Origin of the sequence: Kribbella sp. NPDC051718 (assembly GCF_040681515.1) — a bacterium.
Lineage (GTDB): Bacteria > Actinomycetota > Actinomycetes > Propionibacteriales > Kribbellaceae > Kribbella.
Genome location: NZ_JBFAYZ010000008.1, coordinates 25,341 through 50,487, shown reverse-complemented (window position 1 = coordinate 50,487; position 25,147 = coordinate 25,341). Strand labels below are relative to the sequence as shown.

22 protein-coding genes are annotated in these 25,147 nt (G+C 67.8%); 14 read left to right on the top strand and 8 right to left on the bottom strand.

Annotation, left to right across the window (positions count from 1 at the left end; genetic code table 11):
• Positions 1-11 precede the first annotated feature (11 nt).
• From AB0M15_RS28065 to AB0M15_RS28055, 3 genes are all read left to right on the top strand, one after another.
• Positions 12-1,412 (top strand): CHRD domain-containing protein, encoded by a 1,401-nt coding sequence (locus AB0M15_RS28065; protein ID WP_363824444.1) that lies wholly within the window; start codon positions 12-14, stop codon positions 1,410-1,412.
• A gap of 97 nt (positions 1,413-1,509) precedes the next feature.
• Positions 1,510-2,277 carry a phytanoyl-CoA dioxygenase family protein gene (locus AB0M15_RS28060; RefSeq protein ID WP_363824443.1) on the top strand — a complete coding sequence of 256 codons (768 nt, stop codon included), beginning with the start codon at positions 1,510-1,512 and terminating at the stop codon, positions 2,275-2,277.
• A gap of 25 nt (positions 2,278-2,302) precedes the next feature.
• A complete protein-coding gene (locus tag AB0M15_RS28055; RefSeq protein WP_363824442.1) occupies positions 2,303-3,199 on the top strand; it encodes an AraC family transcriptional regulator in 897 nt (298 codons plus the stop codon).
• Here the strand turns inward: AB0M15_RS28055 and AB0M15_RS28050 are convergent.
• A complete protein-coding gene (locus AB0M15_RS28050) occupies positions 3,196-3,498 on the bottom strand; it encodes a DUF3574 domain-containing protein (RefSeq protein WP_363824874.1) in 303 nt (100 codons plus the stop codon). The genes AB0M15_RS28055 and AB0M15_RS28050 overlap by 4 nt on opposite strands.
• 243 nt (positions 3,499-3,741) lie before the next feature.
• On the opposite strand from AB0M15_RS28050, the gene leuS reads away from it, so the two are divergent.
• From leuS to AB0M15_RS28030, 4 genes are all read left to right on the top strand, one after another.
• Complete coding sequence (leuS, locus tag AB0M15_RS28045) at positions 3,742-6,228, top strand: leucine--tRNA ligase (protein ID WP_363824441.1); 2,487 nt, start codon at positions 3,742-3,744, stop codon at positions 6,226-6,228.
• A 12-nt stretch (positions 6,229-6,240) separates the two neighbouring features.
• The gene (locus tag AB0M15_RS28040) at positions 6,241-6,660 is read left to right on the top strand and encodes a YjbQ family protein (RefSeq protein ID WP_363824440.1); all 420 of its coding nucleotides are present in this window, start codon (positions 6,241-6,243) and stop codon (positions 6,658-6,660) included.
• A gap of 96 nt (positions 6,661-6,756) precedes the next feature.
• Complete coding sequence (locus AB0M15_RS28035; RefSeq protein ID WP_363824439.1) at positions 6,757-6,963, top strand: hypothetical protein; 207 nt, start codon at positions 6,757-6,759, stop codon at positions 6,961-6,963.
• A gap of 175 nt (positions 6,964-7,138) precedes the next feature.
• Positions 7,139-9,649 (top strand): helix-turn-helix domain-containing protein, encoded by a 2,511-nt coding sequence (locus AB0M15_RS28030; protein WP_363824438.1) that lies wholly within the window; start codon positions 7,139-7,141, stop codon positions 9,647-9,649.
• A gap of 862 nt (positions 9,650-10,511) precedes the next feature.
• Here AB0M15_RS28030 and AB0M15_RS28025 read toward each other — a convergent pair.
• On the bottom strand, positions 10,512-11,021 hold the full coding sequence (locus AB0M15_RS28025; RefSeq protein WP_363824437.1) for a pyridoxamine 5'-phosphate oxidase family protein: 510 nt from the start codon (positions 11,019-11,021) through the stop codon (positions 10,512-10,514).
• Positions 11,022-11,073: 52 nt separating this feature from the next.
• Here AB0M15_RS28025 and AB0M15_RS28020 point away from each other — a divergent pair, with 52 nt between their 5' ends.
• From AB0M15_RS28020 to holA, 5 genes are all read left to right on the top strand, one after another.
• Positions 11,074-11,916 carry a DegV family protein gene (locus tag AB0M15_RS28020; RefSeq protein WP_363824436.1) on the top strand — a complete coding sequence of 281 codons (843 nt, stop codon included), beginning with the start codon at positions 11,074-11,076 and terminating at the stop codon, positions 11,914-11,916.
• A 143-nt stretch (positions 11,917-12,059) separates the two neighbouring features.
• Positions 12,060-13,232 (top strand): VOC family protein, encoded by a 1,173-nt coding sequence (locus AB0M15_RS28015; RefSeq protein WP_363824435.1) that lies wholly within the window; start codon positions 12,060-12,062, stop codon positions 13,230-13,232.
• Between the two features lie 65 nt (positions 13,233-13,297).
• Positions 13,298-14,104, top strand: a complete 807-nt coding sequence (locus AB0M15_RS28010; RefSeq protein ID WP_363824434.1) for a ComEA family DNA-binding protein — start codon at positions 13,298-13,300, stop codon at positions 14,102-14,104.
• A gap of 142 nt (positions 14,105-14,246) precedes the next feature.
• On the top strand, positions 14,247-16,580 hold the full coding sequence (locus AB0M15_RS28005) for a ComEC/Rec2 family competence protein (RefSeq protein ID WP_363824872.1): 2,334 nt from the start codon (positions 14,247-14,249) through the stop codon (positions 16,578-16,580).
• A 50-nt stretch (positions 16,581-16,630) separates the two neighbouring features.
• Positions 16,631-17,623: a DNA polymerase III subunit delta gene (gene holA / locus AB0M15_RS28000; protein WP_363824433.1), complete on the top strand. Its 993-nt coding sequence runs from the start codon at positions 16,631-16,633 to the stop codon at positions 17,621-17,623.
• Positions 17,624-17,725: 102 nt separating this feature from the next.
• On the opposite strand, the gene rpsT is transcribed toward holA, so the two are convergent.
• The 6 genes from rpsT to AB0M15_RS27970 form a co-directional block, all read right to left on the bottom strand.
• Positions 17,726-17,986 carry a 30S ribosomal protein S20 gene (gene rpsT / locus AB0M15_RS27995; RefSeq protein ID WP_328321396.1) on the bottom strand — a complete coding sequence of 87 codons (261 nt, stop codon included), beginning with the start codon at positions 17,984-17,986 and terminating at the stop codon, positions 17,726-17,728.
• Positions 17,987-18,153: 167 nt separating this feature from the next.
• Positions 18,154-18,606, bottom strand: coding sequence for an SRPBCC family protein (locus AB0M15_RS27990; protein ID WP_363824432.1), 453 nt, complete (start codon positions 18,604-18,606; stop codon positions 18,154-18,156).
• 17 nt (positions 18,607-18,623) lie between these two features.
• Complete coding sequence (locus tag AB0M15_RS27985; RefSeq protein WP_363824431.1) at positions 18,624-19,871, bottom strand: hypothetical protein; 1,248 nt, start codon at positions 19,869-19,871, stop codon at positions 18,624-18,626.
• Positions 19,868-20,413, bottom strand: coding sequence for a SigE family RNA polymerase sigma factor (locus tag AB0M15_RS27980; protein WP_363824430.1), 546 nt, complete (start codon positions 20,411-20,413; stop codon positions 19,868-19,870). Before AB0M15_RS27980 ends, AB0M15_RS27985 begins: the two co-directional genes overlap by 4 nt.
• A 76-nt stretch (positions 20,414-20,489) precedes the next feature.
• Complete coding sequence (locus tag AB0M15_RS27975) at positions 20,490-21,641, bottom strand: hypothetical protein (RefSeq protein WP_363824429.1); 1,152 nt, start codon at positions 21,639-21,641, stop codon at positions 20,490-20,492.
• Positions 21,638-22,177 (bottom strand): SigE family RNA polymerase sigma factor, encoded by a 540-nt coding sequence (locus AB0M15_RS27970; RefSeq protein WP_363824428.1) that lies wholly within the window; start codon positions 22,175-22,177, stop codon positions 21,638-21,640. Before AB0M15_RS27970 ends, AB0M15_RS27975 begins: the two co-directional genes overlap by 4 nt.
• 156 nt (positions 22,178-22,333) lie before the next feature.
• Here AB0M15_RS27970 and lepA point away from each other — a divergent pair, with 156 nt between their 5' ends.
• Both lepA and AB0M15_RS27960 read left to right on the top strand, forming a co-directional pair.
• Positions 22,334-24,220 (top strand): translation elongation factor 4, encoded by a 1,887-nt coding sequence (gene lepA, locus AB0M15_RS27965; RefSeq protein ID WP_328321404.1) that lies wholly within the window; start codon positions 22,334-22,336, stop codon positions 24,218-24,220.
• Positions 24,220-25,131, top strand: coding sequence for an aminoglycoside phosphotransferase family protein (locus tag AB0M15_RS27960; protein WP_363824427.1), 912 nt, complete (start codon positions 24,220-24,222; stop codon positions 25,129-25,131). The genes lepA and AB0M15_RS27960 overlap by 1 nt, the downstream gene beginning before the upstream one ends.
• The last annotated feature ends 16 nt before the right edge of the window (positions 25,132-25,147 follow it).

Here is a 25,147-nt window from a genome sequence, read left to right as displayed (position 1 = left end):
AAGGCTTTCCGATGTCTGTTCGCAAGTACGTCCTGCCTGCTGTCGTCACGGGTGTGGCGGCGTCGACGATCGTCGCCGGCGTCGCCTTCGCCCACGACGGCCACCCTGCTCAGGACGCTGTCGCCGCCCACAACAGTCACCAAGCAGCCGACGCCGGACCGCCGGCGTACGAGACGACCAGCAAGGCGCCGGCGGTGTACTTCGCAGCCGGGCTGAGCGGGCGCAACGAAGTACCGGTCACGGGCGGCCCGGCCGTCGACGACCCGGACGGGCGGGCGACCGCCGTCGTCCGGATCAAGGGCGACCAGGTCTCGTACGCCGTGCGCTGGCAGAACATCACCGCGCCGCAGGCGTTCCACATCCATCAGGGCGCGGCCGGTACGAACGGCGGCGTGAAGATCGACTTCCTCGGCTCGGACATTCCGGCTGGAGCCTCAGCCGTCACCGGCAGCGTGAAGGTGACCGACAAGGCGCTGCTCGACTCGATCCGCGCCAACCCGGCCGGCTTCTACCTGAACCTGCACACCGCCGAGTTCCCGGGTGGCGCAGTCCGCGGTCAGACCCACGCGCTGAGCCGCGCGGTCGACCTCAACGGAGTACTGAACGGAGCGGTGGCGGACAACCTGCAGGCCGTTGCTGATGGCAAGCAGGAGGTGCCGGGCCCGAAACCGTCCGGCGACAAGGATGGCCGGGCCGAGTGGTTGCTGCGGGCAAGCGGTGACAAGGTCTCGTACGCGGCTGTCTGGAGTGGTATCGGTGCGCCGACCAACGGGCACATCCACTCCGGCGCCAAGGGTGTCAACGGCGGCGTGGCGGCCGACCTGTTCGCCGACGCGGACGGCCTGCCGGCCTCAGTGACCGGTATCGCCGGTACTGCGACGGTTGGCGCCGACCTGGCGGGGCGGCTCGCGAAGAACCCGGCCGCGTTCTACACCAACCTGCACACCGCCGAGTTCAGCGGTGGCGCCGTGCGGGGACAGTTGGCGAAGAACACCCACGGACAGCCGCGTGCGCTCCAAGCGGCGGTCGTCGGTGGGTCGCAGATCTACCAGTGCGTCGCGCAGCCCGGTGGTGGCTTCGCCTACGGCCAGTTCGGCGTCGCCGCGGTACTGCGGGAAGGCATCTTGCACTCGTTCTCGAAGCCGGTCGACGGCCCGCCGCAGTGGATCGCGCCGGACGGCACCGCGGTCACCGGCAAGCTGATCACCAAGTCGGCCAACGGCCAGGGCAACATCCCGGAACTGCTGCTGGACGCCACCCGGACCGGCGGCCGGTTCGGCATCCTCGCCGACACCACCCAGATCCTGCGGCTGAACACGGTCGGCGGCGTCGCCCCGGCCGGTAGCTGCGACCCGGAGAAGGACACCATCGCGACGGTTCCCTACCAGGCGGACTACCTCTTCCTCGGGTAACCGTGTCCGTTTCGCGAACATCGGCGTCCGGGTAGGTCCTGCTACCCGGACGCCGCTGTTCGTAGGCTCGGTACTACCCGAACAGGAGGAATCCGAGATGACGATCACGCAGAGCCGGCCGGATCTGCCGGCCCTGGCCAGCCAGTACGCCGAGCAGGGGTTCGTACTGGTGAAAGGCCTGCTCAGCAAGGAAGAAGCGGCTGCCTATCGGTCGGCCAGCCATGCGTTGCTGGCTCGGTTGAACCGGGATGACGACCCGACCTGGCAGTCGGCGATGGGGATGTCGAGCGCGAAGACGCGGCTGCAGCATCTGCATGATGCGCAGTTCTACGACGCGGCCTTCTCGAAGCTGTTGGTGGACCCGCGGTTCACCGACGTGGCCGCTGCGGTGATGGGGGTGGAGGACGTCCAGCTGCACCACACCAAGCTGTTCGTGAAGCCGCCGGAGAACGGGTCGCCGTTCCCGTTGCACCAGGACTATCCGTTCTTCCCGCACAAGTACCACCGGGTCGGCGCCGCGATCTTCCACTTCGACGACGCGCCGGAGGAGAAGGGGTGCGTGCGGGTGATCCCGGGCAGCCACCTCGCCGGGCCTCGTGAGCACGACCCCGAGGGGGCGTTCCACCTTCCCGACGTACCGTTCGACGACGCCGTTCCGCAGCCCGCCGAGGCCGGCGATGTCCTCTTCTTCACCTACCTGACCGTCCACGGCTCCGGCGTCAACGTCAGCAGCGAACCGCGGACGACCTGGCTGGTCCAGTACCGCGACCCGTCCGACCCGCCGGCCGTGAAGACCCACGATCACTCCCTCGGGCAGGGCATGATCCTGAGAGGGATAGACCCCACTGGGCGCGGTTCCGTCTAGTCGGGGTTCGGTCTGGGAGGTTTGCTTGAGCCTGGCAACGGTCGGGGCGGCGGAGCGGTTCGTCGACCTCTGGGGGCTTTTGGAGTCCTGCGAGGTCGGCGAGTTCCGTGCTGACTTCGTGAGCTGGGGGCATTACCGGCCGGAGTACTGGCGCAACTACTGGCACAGCCACTCGTTCTACGAGGTGTGTCTGGCCTACTCCGGTGAAGGGCGGTTCAACTGCGGCTCGGCGGAGTACGACGTCAGCGCGGGGGACCTGTTCCTGGCGCGGCCGGGCGACGTGCACGAGATCGAGTCCAGTCGGTCGTCGCCGTTGGGGATCGCCTTCTGGGGGTTCACCTTCCGGCCGACGTCGGTTGTCTCCGGTACCGGCTGGTGGTCGGGGCTGAATCGGCCTGACGGGCCAGTGATGTCGCGCGAGCTGGGTGGGCTGCCTGCTGTCGTCACTGCTCTTGCAGCGGAGGCTGCGGAGCCGCGGTCCGGGTACGGCGAGGCAGTGGCTGCTCTGGGGTCCGCATTGGTGCTGGACACGGCGCGGGCGTTCGCGCTCGACCAGGATCTCTCGGTGGCTCCCGTCGTACGGGAGAGAGGGCTAGTGGTGGTCGAGGCGATGCAGCGGCATCTGCTGGACAACCTGGCTCGCCCGGTGACCGTGCGGGAGGTGGCGGCCGCAGTACACCTGTCCGAGCGGCATGCGGAGCGGCTCTTCCGGCAGGTGATCGGGGCGTCGATGATGTCGACGCTGCGACGGATGCGGCTGGAGCTCGCCGCGCAGCTACTGCTGGAACCTACTCGCAGCATCACCCAGATAGCGCACGCCTGCGGCTACTCCGACGTACGGCCGTTCTCAACCGCGTTCAAGCGGCAATACGGCCGTACACCGGGAGAGTTCCGGCGCACCGGCGGCACGTCCTTCGTCTAGAAGGAGACGTGCTCCGTGCTGTCGGTGCGCAGTACGGACTCCTGTAGGAACTTCTTCTCGTACTGGTCGCGGATCTCCTCGATCTTCTTGTTGCTGTCCTGCTCCCCGTCCTTGGGGTAGAGCAGGACGACGATCTTGGAGCGCTCCTTGACGATCTTGCCGTTGTCGTCCTTCCACTGCCCGCTGCCGGCCAGCACGGTCAGCCCGTCCGGGAAGCGCGGCGTGACCACGTCGTTGACGAACCGCTCGAACTGGTGATCCGTCACATCCGGCCCCGGCTTGTCGGTCCCGAAGAACAGCTCGGTCCGGTTCCAGGCGTCGTCGTCGCTACTCTGGATGCTGGCCTGGTGGCCCTGGGAGTGTGCCCGTTCGGCCTGCCCGCAGGGATGCGGTAATCTGGTGGTATGCGAGTGACCCTGCTCCTTATTTAGCCGTACTGGCGCCTTCTGAGCGCTGACCAGTACGGCGTCCCCTCCTGTGTGAGGGGTTTTTTCATTTAAAGCAGGGTTCCCATGACATCTCTAGGACGCAGGAGTACGACGGTGAGCGAGCACGAGCACGAGCCGGACGACGCTATCGACCGCGGCGGCTACGACTTCAATGCCATGCAGGCCAAGTGGCGGCCGGTGTGGGAGAAGCTCGACCCGTTCAAGGCGCGCGACGACGGCAAGTCCGAGCGCCGGTACGCGCTGACGATGTTCTCCTACCCGTCCGGCGACCTGCACATGGGCCACGGCGAGGTGTTCGCGCTGCACGACGTGCTGTCCCGGTTCTGGTTCCAGCAGGGCTACGACGTGCTGAACCCGATCGGCTGGGACTCCTTCGGGCTGCCCGCCGAGAACGCGGCGATCAAGCGCAACGAGCACCCGGCGACGTACACGTACGCCAACATCGAGACCCAGGCGGAGTCGATCCGGCGGTACGCGCTGAGCTTCGACTGGTCGCGGCGGCTGCACACCTCCGACCCGGAGTACTACCGCTGGACCCAGTGGCTGTTCCTGCGGTTCTTCGAGAAGGGGCTGGCCTACCGCAAGGCGTCGTACGTGAACTGGTGCCCCAACGACCAGACCGTGCTGGCCAACGAGCAGGTCGTCCAGGGCCGCTGCGAGCGCTGCGGCTTCGAGGTGACCAAGCGCGAGCTGACCCAGTGGTACTTCAAGACCACCGACTACGCCCAGCGGCTGCTGGACGACATGGACCAACTGCAGTGGCCGGAGGAGATCCTGCTGCAGCAGCGGAACTGGATCGGACGCTCCGAGGGCGCCTTCACCGGCTTCCAGGTCGAGGGCCGCGAAGAGCCGATCAAGGTCTTCACCACCCGTCCGGACACCCTGTTCGGGGCGACCTTCCTGGTCGTCGCGCCGGATTCCAAGCTGGCCGCGGATCTGGTCACGCCGGATCAGCAGGAGGCCTTCGACGAGTACCTGAAGGCCGTCAAGGCGTCGACCGAGATCGAGCGGCTGAGCACCGACCGGGAGAAGACCGGCGTCTTCCTGGGGTCGTACGCGACCAACCCGGTGACCGGCGAGCGGATCCCGATCTGGGCGGCCGACTACGTGCTGTCCGACTACGGCACCGGCGCGATCATGGCCGTACCCGGCCAGGACTCGCGTGACTGGGAGTTCGCCGAGAAGTTCGGCCTGCCGATCGTCCGTACCGTCCAGCCGGAAGAGGGCTTCGACGGCAAGGCGTTCACCGGCGAGGGCCCGGCGATCAACAGCTCCAACGCCGAGATCAGCCTGGACGGGCTGGGCGTCACCGAGGCCAAGTCGACGATCATCGACTGGCTGGAGGACAAGGGCCTGGGCGAGCGGACGATCAACTACCGGCTGCGCGACTGGCTGCTGAGCCGGCAGCGCTACTGGGGTGCGCCGATCCCGATCATCCACTGCCCGGTCGACGGCGAAGTACCGGTACCTGACGACCAGCTGCCGGTCGAGCTGCCGGACCTGCGCGGTGCGGCTCTCGCTCCCCGGGGTACCTCGCCGCTGGCGTCGGCCCGCGACTGGGTCGAGGTCGCCTGCCCGAAGTGTGGCGGTCCGGCCGAGCGGGACACCGACACGATGGACACCTTCGTCGACTCGTCCTGGTACTTCCTGCGCTACACCTCGCCGGACTACACCGAGGGCCCGTTCGACCGGGACGCGGTGGACCGGTGGATGCCGACGTACCAGTACGTCGGTGGCAAGGAGCACGCCGTCCTGCACCTGCTGTACGCGCGCTTCTTCGTCAAGGCGCTGAACGACATGGGGCTGCTGTCGGCGACCGAGCCCTTCACCCGGCTGATGAACCAGGGCCAGGTGATCAACGAGGGCAAGTCGATGAGCAAGTCGCTGGGCAACGGGGTGAACCTGGGCGAGCAGCTGGACGAGTTCGGTGTCGACGCCATCCGGCTGACGATGGTCTTCGCCGGTCCGCCCGGGGACGACATCGACTGGGCCGACCTGTCGCCCGGTGGCTCGCTGAAGTTCCTGCAGCGGGCCTGGCGGCTGAGCGGGTCGGTCGAGTCCGAGGTCGGGGTCGACTTCACCAAGGGCGACCTGGCGCTGCGCAAGCTGACCCACAAGACGGTCCACGACGCGGCCGAGCTGATCGACTCGTACCGGTTCAACGTGATGGTCGCCCGGGTGATGGAGCTGGTGAACGCCACCCGCAAGGCGATCGACTCCGGACCGGGTGCGGCCGACCCGGCCGTCCGCGAGGCGGTCGAGACGGTGGCGATCCTGCTGAGCCTGGTGACGCCGTACACGGCCGAGGACATGTGGGAGAACCTGGGCCACGAGCCCACGGTCGCCCGGGCCGGCTGGCCGAAGGTCGACCCGGCGCTGCTGGTCGAGGACTCGGTCATCGCGATCGTCCAGATCGCCGGCAAGGTGAAGGACCGGCTGGAGGTGTCGCCCGACATCTCCGACGCCGACCTGGAGCAGCTGGCACTGGCGTCCGAGGCGGTCCAGAAGGCGCTGGACGGCCGCGGAACCCGCAAGGTCATCGTCCGCGCGCCGAAGCTGGTCAACATCGTCCCTGCCTGAGACGCTGCACGGATGCGTTCAGAGCTGATCGACATCCCGACCGGCGGCCGCGAGGTCGTGTTCGATCTGACGAGCAGGTGTGAGCAGTTCGTCGCCGCTGAGGCCCACCAGGCCCAGGGCGACGGACTGCTCCATCTGTTCGTGCCGCACGCGACCGCCGGGATCGCGATCCTGGAGACGGGTGCGGGCAGCGACACGGACCTGCTCGCGGTACTGGAGGAGCTGCTGCCCCGCGACTTCCGCTGGCAGCACCGGCACGGTACGCCGGGGCACGGGCGCGATCACGTGCTGCCCGCGCTGATCCCGCCGTACGCGTCGATCCCGGTGATCGGCGGCCGGCTCACGCTCGGCACCTGGCAGTCGATCTGTCTGGTCGACACCAATGTGGACAATCCGCAACGGCAGGTACGGCTTTCCTGGTTGCCGAGTTAGCTGTTTTTTCAATGGTTTCGCGGATTGTTCGTGACTTATTGCGATGTTGCCGAATGCGTTACGTATGCGAAACACGTCTCCGCTTGAATACTCGGCATGGCGGCCCTGGAGAACCTGCGTGAGCACTGGCTCGTGGTTGGTACCGAGCTCCTGGTCCGCGCGACCCGGGGCATTTGCGACGGCAGTCTGCTGAATGCGGAAACCGGGCGGACCGATACCCGGGCGCGGATCGAGGAATGGTCCTCGGTGCTGGCTTTGTATACACCGGTGAATGAATCGGATTCAGTTCGCGTCAGTGCCTGACGCGGCAATCAATCGCTTGTCTTGGCTCTGTCCCAAACCCTGGTCACTGGGTGCGTACGGCGCCCACGCCCCTGTCACGCTATGTTGTGGGGGGACTGTGAGGCTCTGAATGGGGTGACGGGCTTTGTCGGACGCGGATGGCCGGGCTGAGGGAAGGCGTGGTTTTGCCGATCTCTTGCTTGACCTGAGGGTCCAGGCAGGGCTGTCGCAGGAGGAGCTGGCCGACAAGGCCGGGCTCAGCGTGAGGACCATCCGCGAGCTCGAGGCCGGCCGGGTCGCACGGCCGCGGAAGGACTCTGTACGGCTGCTGGCCGAAGGTCTTGGGCTGCGTGACGGGGATGCGTTGCAGTTCTTGGCCGCTGCCGGTCACGCGACTGTGCGGCCGGTGATCGCGGTGGCCGATGCTGCGCCGACCGGGTTGCGATGGCGAGGGACCAGGCCGATTCCCGATGGTCTCGTCGGGCGCGATGACGAGCTGGCGGAGATCGAGACGCTGCTCCGGCAGAACCGGCTGGTGACGCTGGTCGGGCCGGGTGGCGTCGGCAAGACGGAGCTGGCGCTGGCCGCTGCCGATCGGGTCTCGTCGGTGGACACGGCCGTGGTGGTCGTCGACCTCACGACGGTGCAGCGCGATGCCGCAGTACCGTCGGCGATTCTCGATGCGTTCGGGACGGCTCCGGGGACTTCGGATCTGGATGACGTGCTGTCCGGGCGCAAGCCGGGTGACTTGGTGATCGTCGAGGACAACGCCGAGCACGTGCTCGACGGGGTCGCGACCGTGGCCAACCGGATGGTGCGGAGCTTCCCGGGAATCGGCGTACTGGTGACTTCGCGGATTCCGCTGGGGTTGCCGGATGAGGTGGTGCGTCGAGTGCAGGTGCTCGGCGTACCGGCCAATGACAAGGATCTGGACGAGATCGCGGCGTCGCCCGCGGTGGAGATGTTCTGCCGGCGGGCGGCTCGGGTGCGGCCTGACTTCGCACTGACTGCTGAGAACGCTGCGACTGTGGCTCGGCTCTGCCAACGACTTGATGGGCTGCCGTTGGCTTTGGAGCTGGCGGCCGCGCGGGCTGGGTCGTTGTCGGTGGAGACGATTCTGGCGGCGCTGGATGATCGGTTCCGGCTGTTGTCGGGGCCGCGGCGTTTCGGGGCGCCGCACCAGCGGACGTTGGCGGACACGATCGCGTGGAGTGTCGACGCGCTGTCGGATCCTGCGCGGCAGTTGCTGTATCGCGCGTCGATGCTGGGGTCGCCGTTCACGTTGGATGCGGTGGTGGGGGTGTGCACCGGGGATCCGATCGATCCGCTGGACGTGCCGATGCTGCTCGCCGAGTTGGTGGACAAGTCGCTGCTGCAGCCGGTGCACGAGTTCGAGGCGTTGTACGGCGCTCGGTACAAGATGCTCGAGACGATCCGTGAGCACGCCTATGCGGGGTTGTCGTCGCAGGGGACCGATCTGGTCGAATTCAAGGATCGGACGGTCGCGTGGTGCTCGACGTACGTCGAGGGGCTGGACGGCGCTTGGTCGAGTCCGGACCGGGATCGGCGCTATCGGGCGGCCAATGCGAACTCGGCAACCTTCGAGGTGGCGCTCGAGCGTGCTTCGGCGCTGGGGGACTGGGACACGGCTGCGGCCGTCGTGCTCGGGTTCCGGATCGCGTGGCAGTACCAGGCGAGCCTGGCCGAGAGTGGGATCCAGTGGGCGAGCCTGTGCGCTGAGAACGTCCAGGACAAGGAGGTCAGCGGGCGGCTGCTCGCCATCGCCGGGCGGCTCTCCAACCTGACCGGTGACGTCCGCGCTGCCCGCCGGTACTACGGGGAGGCGCGGAATCTCATCTCGCCGTCCTCGGAGATGGGGCTGATGGCTCGTGGCGGGTGGGTGTCCTCCGGGTCACTGCTGCTCGACACGCTGAGCTTGGCGGAGATACCGGCCCTGGTTGACGACGCTTTGAAGCATGGCGACGTGCAGAGGTCTGCGACTGTGCAGGCGATCTGTGGGCTGGCACTGGCTCGCTGGGGGCGGCTGCCTGAGGCCAAGGAGCTGCTGCTCGCCTGGGAGGCTGCGCTGGTCAATCCGGGGGTGTATCCGGATGAGATCGCGTATATGGCTTTGAGCCGGGTCGAGCTGGAGCTGGGGAACCTGTCGGAGGCCCGGCGATGGGCTGAGCTGGCGCGTGACAGCCAGGCGTCCGATGACCCGGAGCGGACCAAGGTGGCTGGGTGCCTGGCGATGGTCGAGTTCCAGGCTGGGCGGTTCGAGCTGGCTCAGGCGCTGATCGATGAGGCCGATGCGGACATCCGGGGGCACCGGGGGTACTTCGACTACCTGGTGATGCTCTACCGGAGCCGGCTGGCCCGGCGTACCGGGGATCTGGAGCAGGCCAGGTCATCCATCCGCGACGCCGTGAACCGCTTGCTGGTCGAGGGCCGAGTCGTCTACCTCCTGGACGTCATGCCCGAGGCCGTGGCTGTCCTGCATGCACTCGGCCAGCACGAGCAGGCCGACGCCCTCTGCGGCCAGCTACTGGCCTGGCAACGAACGATGGACCCACCGATGCTCCCTACGGCGTGGGCAGTACTACAGGAGTCCTGCGAGAGCGCCCCGATGGCGAACGGCTGGCCCCTACCCGACCCCGCCGAAGCAGTCCGCCAAATGGCCGACGACCTCCTCACCGCCCTGTCATAACCCGCACCCCTCGCCGCACCCCGCACCCCGCACCTGCGCTCCGCGCCCCCGCGGTCCCTCCCCGCCCCACGCCAGCGCCTGCCGACCGTTCCTCCTCCCTTCGCCTTCCTTCCCTTGCGTGGCTCGACGGGTGCTGGCGTCTGACGAGTTGTGGGCGGATTCGTGACGCGGATCGGTGGAAGCTGCCGGGGAACTGCCGGTGCTTCTGCCTCGTCCGGACCTGCTCGCCGGAACCAGAATTACAGCCGTAGGACAGGTTCCACGAGACAGAGATCCGAGACCGGGATTCGAGCGATACGGAAGGAGGCGATGACCATGAAGAGGCAACCATGGCTCGCCGGACTACCGGGCAGCTCTTCGAACCCGGAGCAGGCGACGCGGAGGACCTCCGGCAGTCGGACGGTGGGGGCGCCGAACAACTGCCGAGATCTCCGGAGTGCTGGCTCGTGCGGAGCTGTCCTACCTCACACCGGGGGCCGTGCACCGTCAGGGCACGTGACCCGGGGTGGAGTCCCAGCAGCGACCAGGCACACGACACAGGGGACGAGTGCCGGTCCGGTCGACACGGGGAAGCCGGCGGGTTTGGTCACCCGCCGGTGGGTCGACCGCTGGGGCTCCCCGGGGGATTGCGGTGAGACGCACAGGGGACGGCTCACCGCACAGCCGGTACCACGCCAAGTGAGCTGACACCGAGGGGGAGTCAGCTCAACCGCGAGGTGGAGGACCACACAGGGGATGGTCCCTCCACCTCGCCGCGGCGTCCAGAAGCAGCCCAGCCGGCCACCACCAGTCGACTGGGCTCGTGACGCTCGGCGTCACACCCAGGCGGGTTGGCCGGTGCAACGGCCAACCCGCTGGTGTCTTATTTGCCGAGTACTGCCGACTTGTCGAAGGCGTAGCCGACCATCCAGTGGGGTTGGAGGCGGCAGTACGCGATCTCGGCGGCCCAGCTGGAGGGGGAGCTGCCGTAGTGGGCCACCAGATGCGCCTCGATCTCGGCGAAGTCGGGGTGGTCGGTGGTGAGGAACTCGACCTGGCCGTGGCTGAAGACGCCGAGTCGCTCGCCGTCGACGTACGAGATGCTTGCGGCCGGTCTGGCCTTCAGTTGGCGTGCCTTGGCCGCCTGCATCGAGGTCGTGAACACCCAGCGGGCGTGCAGGAAGTGCCCGTCGACCGCGCTGATCCGCGGCTCGCCCTTCGCCGTCACGGTGGCGAGGTTGAGCGTGCACATGCCTTGCAGGACCTGGACCAGCTCTTCGGCGGTCAGGCGGCGGTCGTCGTTGATGATCTCCCGCAGATGCTCCGTGGAGCGCTCGTAGGCCGCCTCGAGCAGCCGTTGCAGTTCCGCGACTTCCTCGCTCGTCTCCTTCATTGACCGAGTCTGACACCAGGCGCCGACTAAAACTGTCCGGTAACCTCGCTGCATGTCAGCCCGCGTCCACGTCGTCACCGACTCCACTGCGGGTCTGTCGGCGCACGAGGTGCTCCGGCTCCCGCTGACCGTCGTACCGCTGCAGGTGGTGATCGGCGGGACGGCGTACGACGACGGCGCGACCAGCTCGGATGCGGTCGCGGAGGCGCTCAAGACGTTCACGCCGGTGTCGACCAGCCGGCCGTCTCCGCAGTCGTTCGCGGACACGTACGCGGAGTGTGCGGCGGCCGGCGCCGAAGCGATCGTGTCGATTCATCTGTCGGGCGATATGTCAGGCACTTTCGAGGCGGCGATGATCGGGGCCAAGGAGTCGCCGATTCCGGTGCGGGTGGTGGACTCGCGCTCGTTGGGGATGGGGTTGGGTTTCCCGGTGCTCGCCGCGGCGGCCGCGGCTGCTGACGGCGCCGACCAGGCGGGGGTCGAGGCGGCTGCTCGGGCGCGAATGGCGGCCGTCTCGTCGTACTTCTATGTCGACACGCTGGAGTATCTGCGTCGAGGCGGGCGGATCGGTGCTGCCCAAGCACTCCTCGGTACGGCGCTCGCGGTCAAGCCGCTGCTCACCATCAGCGGCGGCCGGATCGTGCCTCTGGAGAAGGTCCGTACGTCGAGCCGTGCGATCGCCCGACTGGCTGACATCGCCGTCCAGCGCGCCGGCGACGGTCCGGTCCAGGTCGCCGTCCATCACCTCGCCAACCTCGACAAGGCGCACACCCTGGCCGACGGCCTCGCCGAACGCCTTCCCCAAGCAGACGAGATCGTTCTTCGCGAGGTGGGCGCAGTAATCGGCGCCCACGTGGGCCCCGGCATGCTCGCCGTCGTCATCGCTCCCCGCTGACCCGCTCGGGGATTGGGAGGGTCGTCGCTCGCCGGCGCGATCGCTTCAGGGTGATTCCGGACGGGGATCGTCCGCTAACGGTTCTACGCTGAGGCATGGCTAGGGCAGATGGTGTTGACGGATGGCGGGTTCTTGAGGGTGGCTTGAGCGCTTGGTTCGATGCGGCGTCGCTGAGGGTGGGGGCGGAGTTGGCTCGGCGCGTTGTCGAGCTGGTGGGCGAGGGGGAGTTGCCCGACTTCGATCTGCGGGCTGGTGGGGTTCGGGTGCGTATCGGCGTACCGGGAGGTGAGCCGAGTCGGGCGGAGGTGGCGCTGGCCGGTGGGATCTCGGCGGCGGCCCGGGAGCTTGGGATGGTTGCGGATCCGGCGGGGTTGCAGGTCATGCGGGTGGCGGTTTCGTCGTGTGAGTTGCCTTCGGTGGTTTCGTTCTGGGGTTCTGCGTTCGGGTATGAGTCGGCCGGGGATGACCGCTTCGGCGATGCGTTGCGGCGGGATCCGGCGATCTCGTTCTACCGGTTGGATGAGCCGCGGCCGTTGCGCAATCGGATTCATGTCGATGTGAGCCGGACGGCGGATGCGGTGGAGGCGTTCAGGGCAGCCGTTGGTCAGGAGCCGTACGGCCCGTGGGGTGTCGCGCTCGCTGACCCGGATGGGAACGAGATCGACCTCGTACCGGGCGGCGAACTGACGGACGAGAGCGAGCCCGCGGAGGCGACCGCGGACTGGCGGGTGTTGTTCGGTGCGATGACCTTCTATCCGACGACCTCCTCCGCACAAGCGGCTCGGCTGGCTGCGGCTGTTGCGAGTCTCGCCGATGAGGCGGGGCGGCCTTTGCTGGTGGATCTGCGGCCGGACGGCGTCACGATCGACAGCGGGAAGGATCAGTGGGAGAACGACGTCGCCGGGTTTGTGAGGCTGGCGGCCCGGATCCAGTCGGCGGCGCGGGAGCTTGGGTTGTGGGCGGATCCGGCGCGGCTGCGCTTCGTACAGTTCGGCATGGATGCGGTCGACGTGGCCGCCGTAAAGGACTTCTGGAAGACCGCGCTCGGCTATCAGGAAGACCCTCGCGGCTTCGACCTGTACGACCCACGCCGACTCGACCCGACCTTCATCTTCCAGCAGATGGACGCCGCGGAGACGGACCGCCGCAGTCAGCGCAACCGCACCCACTTCGAACTCCTGGTCCCTGCCGACCTCGTGAACTCTCGCCTCGACACCGCCGTAGCCGCAGGCGGAAAGCTCCTTCCAACCGACCGCCCCGGCACCCACACCGTCGCCGACCCGGAAGGCAACGAACTCATCTTCGTCCTGTCCTGACTGGGTTGTCCCCAGGCTGAGAAGTCCATCCGTCGGATACCGGAAAGGCTCGTACTTTCCCTGGTGTGAAGCTCTCCCGCCAACCCCCACCGCCGGACCCGGACCCCCGCCGGCCACCCCTCTCCCGCCTCCACACCACCCCCACCCACCAGCGCGGCGCGCCATCGCGCGAAGCACCCGACCCCGAAGAGGTCCGAGGCGGCTGGACTCCACCGGTCCCGCTACCCGACCGCCTGAAAGGACCGCTATGGACCCTGTCACCTCGCCACGTCGTCGTTCTCGCCCTGATCCTGCTCGCCGGCCTGCTCTGGGCGGGCTACGCACTCTTCCGCACCAACCCTGAGCCGATCCCCAACTCACCGGGCACCTTCACCTCCGGTACGCCGGTAGCAACTCCGTCGCCTCAGCCCTCGAGCACGCCGAAATCCCCCGTCACAGTCGTGGTCGACGTCGCCGGCAAGGTGCGCCGTCCCGGCCTGGTCCACGCCCCGGCCGGCTCACGCGTCGCCGACGTCCTAGCGGCGGCAGGCGGAGCCCTGCCCGGAGTAGACCTGACCACCCTCAACCTCGCCCGCCAAGTCACCGACGGCGAACAGATCATCGTCGGAGCCCCCACACCCGCACCCGCCGCCCCACCCACCCCAGCCCAACCACCCGGTGCTCCGCGAACCCCCACCAACACCCCAATCGACCTCAACACAGCCACCCTCGCCCAACTCGACTCCCTACCCGGAGTAGGCCCCGTCCTGGCCCAACGCATCCTCGACTGGCGTAACGAACACGGCCGCTTCACCACCACCGACGAACTCCAGGAGATCCCAGGAGTGGGCCCCAAGAAATACGAATCCCTAAAACCCCATGTCCGAATCTGACCCCACCTCCCCGCCTGCGCCCGAGTCAGAGCCCGAAGCCACGCTCACGGCGGAGGCCGCGCCTGCGTCTGCGGCCGAGGTGGAGGAGCTTGGTGTTGATTTGCGGCTGCTTGTTCCGGCTGGTGCGGGGTGGTTGACGGCCGTGCTGTTGGTGGGTGCGGGCAGCTCAAGCGCCTTCTGGACGGCTGCGGGGGTGATGGCGGCGACTGTGTTTGTGGTTGTGGTCGGTGTGGTGTGGGGGCGGTCGCGGAGGTGGGGTGGGCTGCTGGTGGGGGGTGAGCAGGTGTGGCGCGGGGTGAGTACTGGGGTTGGGGTTGGGGTTGTTGTGGTGGGGATGGCGGTGGCGGCGGGGCTGCAGGTGGAGAGGTTGCAGGCGGGGCCGGTGATGGAGTTGGCGCAGTCGGGGGCGGCTGTGAAGGTGCGGTTGAAGGTGGTGGGGGATCCGGCGGTTCGGAGTACGCCGGGGAGTAGGCGGCCGCCGTATGTGGTGGTTCGGGCGAACGTGGAGGAGGTGAGTGGCAGGGGAGCGGCGACGCGGGTTCGTACGCCGGTGTTGGTGATCGGGTCGCTGCAATGGAAGGAGGTGAGGTTTGGGCAGCACGTCGAGGCGAGCGGGCGGCTCGAGTCGGTCGACAAGGGTGGCGAGGTGGCGGCGACGTTGTCGTCGCGGGTCGCGCCGCGAGTGCTTGACGAGCCAGCCTGGTGGTTGAGAGCAGCCGAGCGGGTGCGAGCAGGGCTGAGGCAAGCAGTCGCCGGCGAGCCAGAGGCAGTGCGCGGCCTCGTACCGGCGCTGGTCATGGGCGACGAGTCAGCTCTGCCACCTGAGCTGGCCGAGGACTTCAAGACGACCGGGCTGACGCATTTGTCGGCGGTATCCGGTACCAACCTCACGCTCCTGTTGGCGTTCGTGCTCCCACTCGCGCGCCTGCTCGGCGTACGAGCGCGCGGCCTGACCGTCGTCGGCCTCGCCATGGTGGTGGTGTTCGTCGTGCTCGCCAGGCCGCAACCGAGCGTTCTCAGAGCAGCCGTGATGGGCCTCGTCGCCTTGGCCGCGATGGCGGGGAGCGGCGGCACCCGGCGAGCAGCGCGGAGCCTTTCGGTAGCAGTCATCGCGTTGCTACTGATCGACACCTCGCTCGCCAGATCCGCCGGGTTCGCCCTGTCGGTGCTGGCCACCGCAGGCATCGTCCTGCTCGGACCGAGCTGGCGCGACGCACTCGCCCGCTGGATGCCAGTACGCCTCGCGGAAGCAGTCGCCTGCCCACTCGCCGCCCAACTTGCCTGTACGCCGGTAGTCGCATACCTCTCCGGCCAGGTATCAATGGTCGCCGTCGCAGCCAACCTGCTAGCGGGACCGGCAGTAGGCCCAGCAACAATCCTCGGCTTCGGGGCAGCCGGAATCGCCTTACTGAGCGCCGATCTGGCCCATCTTCTCGGCTGGCTAGCAGGCTGGCCGGCGCGCTGGATCATTCTCGTCGCGGAGAAGGGCGCCGACCTGCCCGGCGCCTCCAGCAGTTGGCCCGCGACGGTGATCGGCATCGCCGTACTGACCGCGCTCTGCCTCGCGTTGGTGATCGGCCTGCACCGAATACTCGCGCGCCCGATCGCCATGCTGCTCGCTCTAGTCCTGCTGGCCGTTGTCATCCTCCGACCGATCCGCTCCCTGGGCTGGCCGCCCGCGGGTTGGCTCATGGTCGCCTGCGACGTCGGCCAGGGCGACGGGCTCGCACTGCACGCCGGACGCAGTACCGCGATAGTCGTCGACACCGGCCCAGACCCGGCAGCCATCGATCGGTGCTTGAGGCAGCTCGACGTGAAGTACGTGCCTGTCGTCGTGCTCACTCACTTCCACGCAGACCATGCGGGCGGCCTGGCGGGCGTACTGCGGGGAAGGACGGTCGGCGAGATCGAGGTGACGCCGTACTTCTCCCCGCCCGCGGAGTACAAGCGCGTTCTCCAACTGGCCGCCCAACACAGGATCCCCATCCGCACCGTCAGCTACCAGGAGAAGCGCATAGTCGGCCCAGTCAGCTGGACCTCACTCTGGCCGGCCCGAGTCCCAGCACTCACCGGCAAATCTGCTGCGACCCCAACCGACGAAGGCTCACCCGAGAACAACGCCAGCATCGCCCTGATGACCGAGGTAGCCGGCCTCCGCCTGCTCCTCACCGGCGACCTCGAACCCGAATCCCAACGCGCCGTCCTCGCCACCGGCGCCGACCTCCGAGCAGACGTCCTGAAGGTCCCGCATCACGGCTCCGGCCAACAGGACCCCACCTTCATCGCCGCAACGAAGGCCAGACTCGCGATCATCTCGTCCGGCCTCAACAACGACTACGGCCACCCAGCACCCCGGACCCTCGACCTCCTGACCCACCAAGGCATGAAGATCGCCCGCACCGACACCTCCGGCTCGATCGCCGTACTGGCCCCCGACCACCAGCTAGCAATCACCACCAGCAGTACCGCCCCGTGAAAAGGGCAATGGTGGGGGATGTCGGTGGGGCGTGGGATGCTTGCGGGGTTATGGCTGCTCGACGGAGTTCTGCGCCCAAGCTTGGGGATGTCCTGCTCGTCACCGGCCCGGAGGCGTTTCTCGCTGACCGGGCTGTTCGGTCTGCGATCGCTGCTGTGTCCAAGGGCGGCACGGAGATCGAGGTCACCGAGCTTGGTGGGGCGGAGCTCGACGTCGGGGTGTTCGCCGAGCTGACCGGGCCGTCGTTGTTCGCGGCTGAGCGGGTCATGGTGCTGCGGACCTTGGAGAACCTGCCGGCCGAGATGGTCCCGCACCTGCTCGAGTACGCGGGCGCGCCGTCCGAGGACGTCCTGGTCGTGCTGGTCCACTCGGGCGGGCAGAAGGGCAAGGGCGTTCTCGACAAGTTGCGGAAGGCCTCGGTGAACGAGGTCGTCGCGACCGCGCCGAAGACGTGGGAGTTGCCGCAGTTCGTACTGGGCGAGATCCGGCTGCTCGGCGGCAGCATCGACGAGCGCGCGGCGACGGCGTTGGTCGATGCGGTCGGGCATGACTTGCGGGCGCTGGCGGGGGCCTGTTCCCAGCTGGTGTCGGACTCAGGCGGCCAGGCGGTGAGTACTGAGCTCATCAGCCAGTACTTCGGTGGTCGCGCCGAGGTCACGAGTTTCGCCGTCGCGGATGCGGCGATCGCAGGGCGGACCGAACCGGCGCTGGAGCAACTGCGCTGGGCCTTGGACTGCGGCGTCGCAGCGGTGCTGGTGACGAGCGCGATGGCCGGCGGGCTGCGCGGGCTGGCGAAGTACACGAGTGCGCCGAGTGGTCTGCGCGAGGCGGATCTGGCACGCGAGGTCGGCGTACCGCCGTGGAAGCTGAAGACGCTGAAGCAGCAGGCGCGTGGCTGGACCGCGGGTGGTCTCGCGGCGGCGATCAAGGCGGTCGCTCAGGCCGACGCGGACGTCAAAGGCGCCTCCGGCGACGCCGGCTACGCGCTGGAGCGGATGGTCATCACCGTCAGCCGGGCCCACGGCCGCCGCCAACCCGCCTGATCCCACCGCGCCCGTATCAACTTCCGGGCGCGTCAACTTCCGGGCGCGCAAAAACGACCGGCCTCGTTCCAAGCGGAGGAGAGGCCGATCGTCAGGCGTAAATCAGAGGGAAGCGGCCTTCTTGAAGATGGACGACTTCCGGTTGGCGGCCTGGTTGGCGTGAATGACGCCCTTGCTGGCAGCCTTGTCGAGCAGGCGGGCGGCAACGCGGGCCTGCTCCTGCGCCTTCGCGGTGTCGCCGGTGTCAGCAGCCTCGCGGAAGCGGCGAACAGCCGTCTTCAGGGTCGACTTCACCGACTTGTTGCGAAGCCGCGCCGCCTCGTTCTGGCGGTTGCGCTTGATCTGGGACTTGATGTTCGCCACGGATGCAGAGCCTCGATCAGTGTTTGGGATCAGTACAGGAAAAGTTTGGTGCCGTGCACGGGTGAGTACCAACGCACACGCGCGAATGAACAGATTACCAACAAGCCGCCGTCAGCACCAAACCGAGTGATCACCGGCACAGCCGACGCAGCCGACGCAGCCGACGCTCAGGACACCGACTCCAGGCTCGCCTTCAGATTACCCAGCGTCTGGTGGATGCCGTACCGGTTGATCTTGACCCGATCCCCGAACATCCACCCCGAAACGGCCCGCATCGCCGTCGGCCGCCGATCGGTCCACGACTCAGTCACCGTGCACCCCGAGTCCGTAGCGGCGAACTCATACGTCCACAGAGCGATCGGCACCGCCCCGAACCCGATCCGGAACGAGAACCGCTCACCCGGCACCGCCTCGAGCACCTCACCCTGCGTGAACCACCGAAACACCCCGGACCGGTTGAGCCCGATGAACCGCGACCCCACCCCCGGCACCCCGCTCGTACTCCACCGAACCCCGGTGCACTCCGGACTCCAGTCGGCCATCCGGGACAGCTCGCTCACCTGCCCATAGACCTCCAGAGGCGAGGCAGCCACCTCGATCGACTCACTGACATCCGCCACGTCGAATCCTCCAGCGCCTAGGGGTAGCCGAGCTCCGGTCCCACCGGTACGTCCTGCTGCGGCCCGTCCTGGATTCTCTCGCAGGCGCCACTGATCACATCGCACCGCACTGTCATCTGGCGATCCGTACCCAGCCCGGCCGAGTTCAGCAAGTGGGTCGAGTCCTCCCAAATCGCCTCGTGATCCGCGGTGACGAGCATCGAGGAGACCCGGAAGTCGGTCTTCGAGCCGTCGTCGACCAGATAGGCCTGGACGCCGCCTCCGCTGTCAGCCACCAGGACCTGGCCGTCCGGGGACAAGGTCGCGCCCGCGCCTCCACACACCTGCAAGGTCGTGCTCAGCTTGTCCGCCGGCCCCAGTGTGACCACCCGCACGCACAGATCCGCGGTGGTGGTGCCGTCGGCCGGCTGGGCCTGGTCACTGAGCAGCATCCGGTCGGTTCCCCGGTACGCCGTGAGCAGGCGCCCGTCCGTGTCCACCGTGACCGGCTTCTCGCGACCGCCCGGCTGCCAGACCTGTGTCAGCTCCTTATCCCGGTCGCGCATGAACCAGACCCCGTCACTGTTCCAGCCGACGAGCTGGGCATTGCTGGTCGCAGGTGTCGCCGCCAACCGCTTGCCGCTAGCAACCGACACGGTGACGACCGACGCCGTGCCCTTGCCGGTTGGAGCGACATACGCCAACTCACTGCCGTCCTGCGACAACGACGCACCATCACCGGTGACCAGCCCAAACGACCGGTACTTCCCGTCAGTACTCAGTACCCCGACCTCAGCCGCGTCGCCACTCACCCCCGACTGCCGATAGGCCACCCAGCCACAGGTAACCCGCCCGATGCTGAACAGCTCCTGCCCGTCCTGCAGCGGCACCCGGACGCCGCGGTCCTCGAGATAGCCACCGTGCCGATCGACATCGCGAGCCATCGTGAACGGCACAGACGGCGGCGGCCCAAAGGGCAGCTTGTCCAGATCCGGATAGTCCGACCCGCTGTACTGCCGCTGCGAGAACTTCAGCGCCTCAACAGCAGGCGACGCCGGGCACAGACTGCCCGCAGGCGCCGAGTGCTCCCGCGAGATCGCAAGCGGCACAACCACCGCAGCGATCACCGCTGCCATCGCCAGCCCACCCACCAGTACCGGCACCCAGCGCCGCTCGGACGACGGCTCCTCGCCAGGGAACAGCTCCGGCGGTACCGCGTTGTCCGGCACGGTCCGGGCGGCGGCGTCGAGGGCCTCCGACAATCGTTCTTCTAGATGCTTGGTCATCGGTCCTCCTTCAGCTTGTGGCCCAGACTCTTCAACGCGCGGGACGCGGTCGATCGCACGGAGACCTCGCTGATGCCGAGGGTCTGGGCGATGTCCGCGTCGGACAGATGCAGATAGAACCGCATCACCAGTACTTCGCGCCGCCGGGCGGGCAGCGTCGCGAGTGCCGCGAGCACCTCCCGGCGGTCCTCGCCGATCATTGCCGCGCTCTCGGCGGACCAAACGGCCGGTTCGGGCTGGCCCCGGTGCAGCAGCGCGAGCTTGCGCCGTCGGAGTACGGATCGGCTCGTGTTCAGGACCGCTGACCGCAGGTAGGCCTCGACCCGGGTGCCGTCCTTGATGCTGTCCCACCGCCGGTACATCGCCGCGAAGGACTCCTGGACGGCGTCCTCGGCCGACGGCCGGTCGCCGAGCATCAGCAGCGAGAGCCGCACCATCCCGGCCCACTGCTCCCGGTACAACCGCGTGATCGCGGCCTCCCGATCAGTGTCCGACGCAGCCCCAGGCGGCGCCGACGCTCTGCTTCCCCCACCAAGCATCATGTCGCTCACAGTAAAGAGACACCGGCTCAGCGCATTTGTTGCACGCTGAGCCGGTGCCTGTATCGACGAGCCAGGATCAAGGGCGAACCAGCGCCAGGATCTCCTTGGCCTTGGCGGTCACGATCGGAACGCAGTCCCCGTTCGCGATGCCACACCGGAAGATCTTCTGATCCTTCGCGGAACTGGCCAGCAGAATCACCGTGCCGGAGTCCTCGAAGACCGGCGCGAACGACGACTCGAACCCGTCCGGCAATCGCAGCTTGGCGACCCTGCCGCTGGCCACGTCGAGCACATCCCCGGTGTCGAGGGCCATCAAGGCACCGTTCGACGAGAGCGCCGGGTAGGGATACGCTCCGCCGCCGGCACAGAACTCCCGGATCGCGACGAGCCCCTGCGCACCCAGCGTGCTGGGCTTGAGGCAATAGCCGCGCTCGCGACTGTACGTCGTCTGGATGACCGTGCCGCTGCCACGAGCCACCTCCAGCGGTACGACGAGGTCGCCGACCTCCCGTACCTCCGCCGACCCGGGGCGCCACACGGACGTCGGCTGCGGATCAGTCGGTGGGGCGGGCGGCTGCATCCAGATCCCGTCCTTGTTCCAGCCGACGAGCATCATCATCGGTGTCGGGACCTTGACCTCGGACACCTGCCGGCGGTCCGCGACGTTCAGCACCACCACCCGGCTCTCCTTCGCCCCGTACGGCGCGATCACGACAGCGATCTGCCGTCCGTCCGGGGAGAGGACGGGATCGTCGACGCCGGCCGGTCCGATCGGTCTGACCTTGCCGGTCGGACCGATGACGACAGCCTGTGCCTTCTTCGGATCGAGGTCGCCCGTCTTCCCGAGCCAGCCCTGGTCGAGGCGATCGAGGACCGAACCCTCCACGCCCGGGTTCTTGATCGTCTGTTCGCCGTCGTGGAGGGCCACCCACCAGGTGTCCAGCGGCTGGTCCGGCTTGTTGTTGATGATCACCGTGTAGGGGATCCGCAGCGGCCCGGTGGAGACCGGCGCCGAAGTCGCGGGGGAATCGTTGATCAGGTTGTCGAGGAAGGGCACGACCAGGATGAGTACTGCGCCGATGCTGGCGGCGGCCAGGACCATCGGGGCCCAGCGGCGGCGAGGGGTGCCGGTGGCGGCCGGTTCCAGGCCGGGGCCCTGGGCGGAATCAGGTACTTCGCCGGCCTTGGTCTGCAGGTAGTCGCGCAGGCGGGTCTCGGTGTCGTTCATCGGGCTTCCTTCAGCTTCTTGGTAAGGGCTGTGAGGGCGCGAGACGCGGTCGATCGCGCGGTGGAGGCGCTGATCCCGAGGGTCTGCGCGATCTCGTCGAAGGGGAGATCGAGGTAGTAGCGCAGGACCAGGACCTCGCGGGCGCGGGTAGGGAGGGACTGCAGCGCTCGCTGTACTTCGAGGCGCTGCTCACCGAGCAATGCGGTGTTCTCGGCGGACTCCTCGGGCGCCTGGTGGGGCGGGGAGTAGAGCCGGGCGACCTTGCGCCGCCGCAGGGTCGAGCGGCCCCCGTTGAGGACGATCGTCCGCAGGTACGCGAGTGCCTTGTCGGACTCCTTGAGTGGCCATCGCCGGTACAGCTGGGCGAAGGCCTCCTGGACTATGTCTTCGGCGGTCTGCCGGTCATCGATCACCAGGACGGCCAGGCGCACCAGGCCACGCCAATGCAGGCCGTACAGCTCCGAGACGGCGGCATGCGCGCCGTCGGGGCCCGGCGCCTGGTGAGGATGGCTGGTACTCACCACTAGGTTCGTCACACCCTTAGAGACGTCCAGGCTCCCGAAACGCTGTGATATCACTCCAGAAGGCCAGGCCGTGACCAGGAGTGATCAACACCTGGTCGGAAATGGTTGGCCTGTCATGGGATGATTAGGCAGTTGCCCGACTCCTCAGACGACGAACTGGAATTCTCCGTGCCCGCTGGCCCCACGTCCGTTCCGCAGCCCGGTCGCACCGACCCGACGCTGATCCGGAACTTCTGCATCATCGCCCACATCGACCACGGCAAGTCGACGCTGGCCGACCGGATGCTGCAGATCACCGGTGTCGTCGACGGCCGGGCGATGCGCGCGCAGTACCTGGACCGGATGGACATCGAGCGCGAGCGCGGCATCACGATCAAGTCGCAGGCCGTGCGGCTGCCGTACGCCCCGCAGCCGGACAGCCCGGGTGGACTGCTCGCCCCGGACGGCACGACGTACATCCTGAACATGATCGACACCCCCGGGCACGTGGACTTCACCTACGAGGTGTCCCGGTCGCTGGAGGCGTGTGAGGGCGCGGTGCTGCTGGTCGACGCGGCGCAGGGGATCGAGGCGCAGACACTGGCCAACCTGTATCTCGCGCTGAACGCGGACCTGCACATCATCCCGGTCCTCAACAAGATCGACCTGCCGGGCGCCCAGCCGGAGAAGTACGCCGCCGAGCTGGCGCACATCATCGGCTGCAAGGAGTCCGACGTCCTGCGGGTCTCGGCGAAGACCGGCGAGGGCGTCGAGGCGTTGCTGAGCGAGATCGTCGCCCAGGTGGAGCCGCCCAAGGGCGTGAAGGACGCACCGCCGCGGGCGCTGATCTTCGACTCGGTCTACGACACCTACCGCGGCGTGGTCACCTACGTCCGGGTCGTCGACGGCGAGCTGACCCACCGCGACAAGATCAAGATGATGTCGTCCGGCGCCGTGCACGAGATGCTCGAGGTCGGCGTCATCTCCCCGGAGCCGATGAAGTCGCCGAGCATCGGCGTCGGCGAGGTCGGCTACCTGATCACCGGCGTGAAGGACGTCCGCCAGTCCCGGGTCGGTGACACCGTCACCGCGGCCATCCGTGGCGCCACCGAGGCGCTCGGCGGCTACAAGCACCCCCAGCCGATGGTGTACTCCGGGCTGTTCCCGATCGACGGCGACGACTACCCGACGCTGCGCGACGCACTGGAACGGCTGCAGCTCAACGACGCGGCCCTGCAGTACGAGCCGGAGAGCTCGGGCGCGCTCGGATTCGGCTTCCGCTGCGGCTTCCTCGGTCTGCTGCACATGGAGATCGTCCGTGAGCGGCTCGAGCGCGAGTTCGACCTGGACCTGATCTCGACCGCGCCGAACGTGGTCTACCGGGTCACCATGGAGGACGGCAAGGAACACGTCGTCACCAACCCGAGCGAGTTCCCCGACGGCAAGATCGACGAGATCTACGAGCCGGTCGTCCGGGCCACGATCCTCAGCCCGAAGGACTTCATCGGCGTCATCATGGAGCTGTGCCAGACCAAGCGGGGCAACCTGCTCGGGATGGAGTACCTGTCCGAGGACCGGGTCGAGCTGCGGTACACGCTGCCGCTGGCCGAGATCGTCTTCGACTTCTTCGACCAGCTGAAGTCGAAGACCAAGGGCTACGCGTCGCTGGACTACGAACCGACCGGCGAGCAGGCGGCCAACCTGGTCAAGGTCGACATCCTGCTGCAGGGTGAGACGGTCGACGCGTTCTCCGCGATCGTGCACCGCGACAACGCCTACGGGTACGGCGTGGCGCTGGCCGGAAAGCTCAAGGAGCTGATCCCGCGGCAGCAGTTCGAGGTGCCGATCCAGGCCGCGATCGGCTCCCGGATCATCGCCCGCGAGTCGATCCGGGCGATCCGCAAGGACGTGCTGGCCAAGTGCTACGGCGGTGACATCACCCGGAAGCGCAAGCTGCTCGAGAAGCAGAAGGAGGGCAAGAAGCGGATGAAGATGGTGGGCCGGGTCGAGGTCCCCCAGGAAGCCTTCATCGCCGCCCTCAAGACCAACGAGCCGTCGGAGAAGGCCAAGAAGTAGTGCCGGTCGAGATCCCCGCAGAGTTCCGCAAGGTCGGTTCGCGCGGTCCCGAGTGGGCCGATTGGCTCGACCGGCTGCCGAAGCTGGTGGGCGAGTTGCTCGCGCAGTGGGAGTTGCGGGTCGACGGCGGTTCGGCGTACGGGGAATGTGCCTTGGTGGTGCCCGTGCTCGCCAAGGACGGTACGCCGGCGGTGCTCAAGGTCCAGTTTCCGCACGTGGAGGCGGAGACCGAGCATCTCGCGCTGCGCGCCTGGGACGGGAACGGTGCGGTCAAACTGCTGCGGGCCGATCCGCGCCGGTTCGCCTTGCTGCTGGAGCGTCTACAGCCTCGTGACCTGACGACGGTCGGCGATCTCGAGGCCTGCGAGATCGTTGCCGCCAGCTACAAGAAGCTGCATGTCGCCGCGGGGCCGCAGTACCGGGCCTTGTCGGACGAGGTGAAGCGGTGGATCGAGGGCTTCCGTCAACTGCCCGCGTCGGCGCCGGTGCCTCACCGGTACGTCGAACAGGCGATCTCGCTGGCCACCGATTTCGCCTCCGACCCGGCCTGCGACGGCAAACTGATCCACACCGACCTGCACTACGAGAACGTGCTGGCGGCGGACCGTGAGCCGTGGCTGGTGATCGATCCCAAGCCGCTGTCCGGCGACCCGTACTTCGAAGTCGCGCCGCTGATCTGGAACCGCTGGGACGAGGTCGTCGCCACCGGTGACATCCGCTTCCGGGTCCGCCAGCGCTTCTACGCCGCCATCGACACCGCCGAACTGGACGAAGAGCGGGCCCGCGACTGGATCATCGTCCGCCAGATGATCAATGTCCTCAACGTCCTGCGAGCCGCCACCCTCGACGCGTTCCTCCCGCAGGACTGGCTGACCCGCAACATCGCCATCGTGAAGGCGATCCAGGACTAAATCGCTAGCCGGGCGG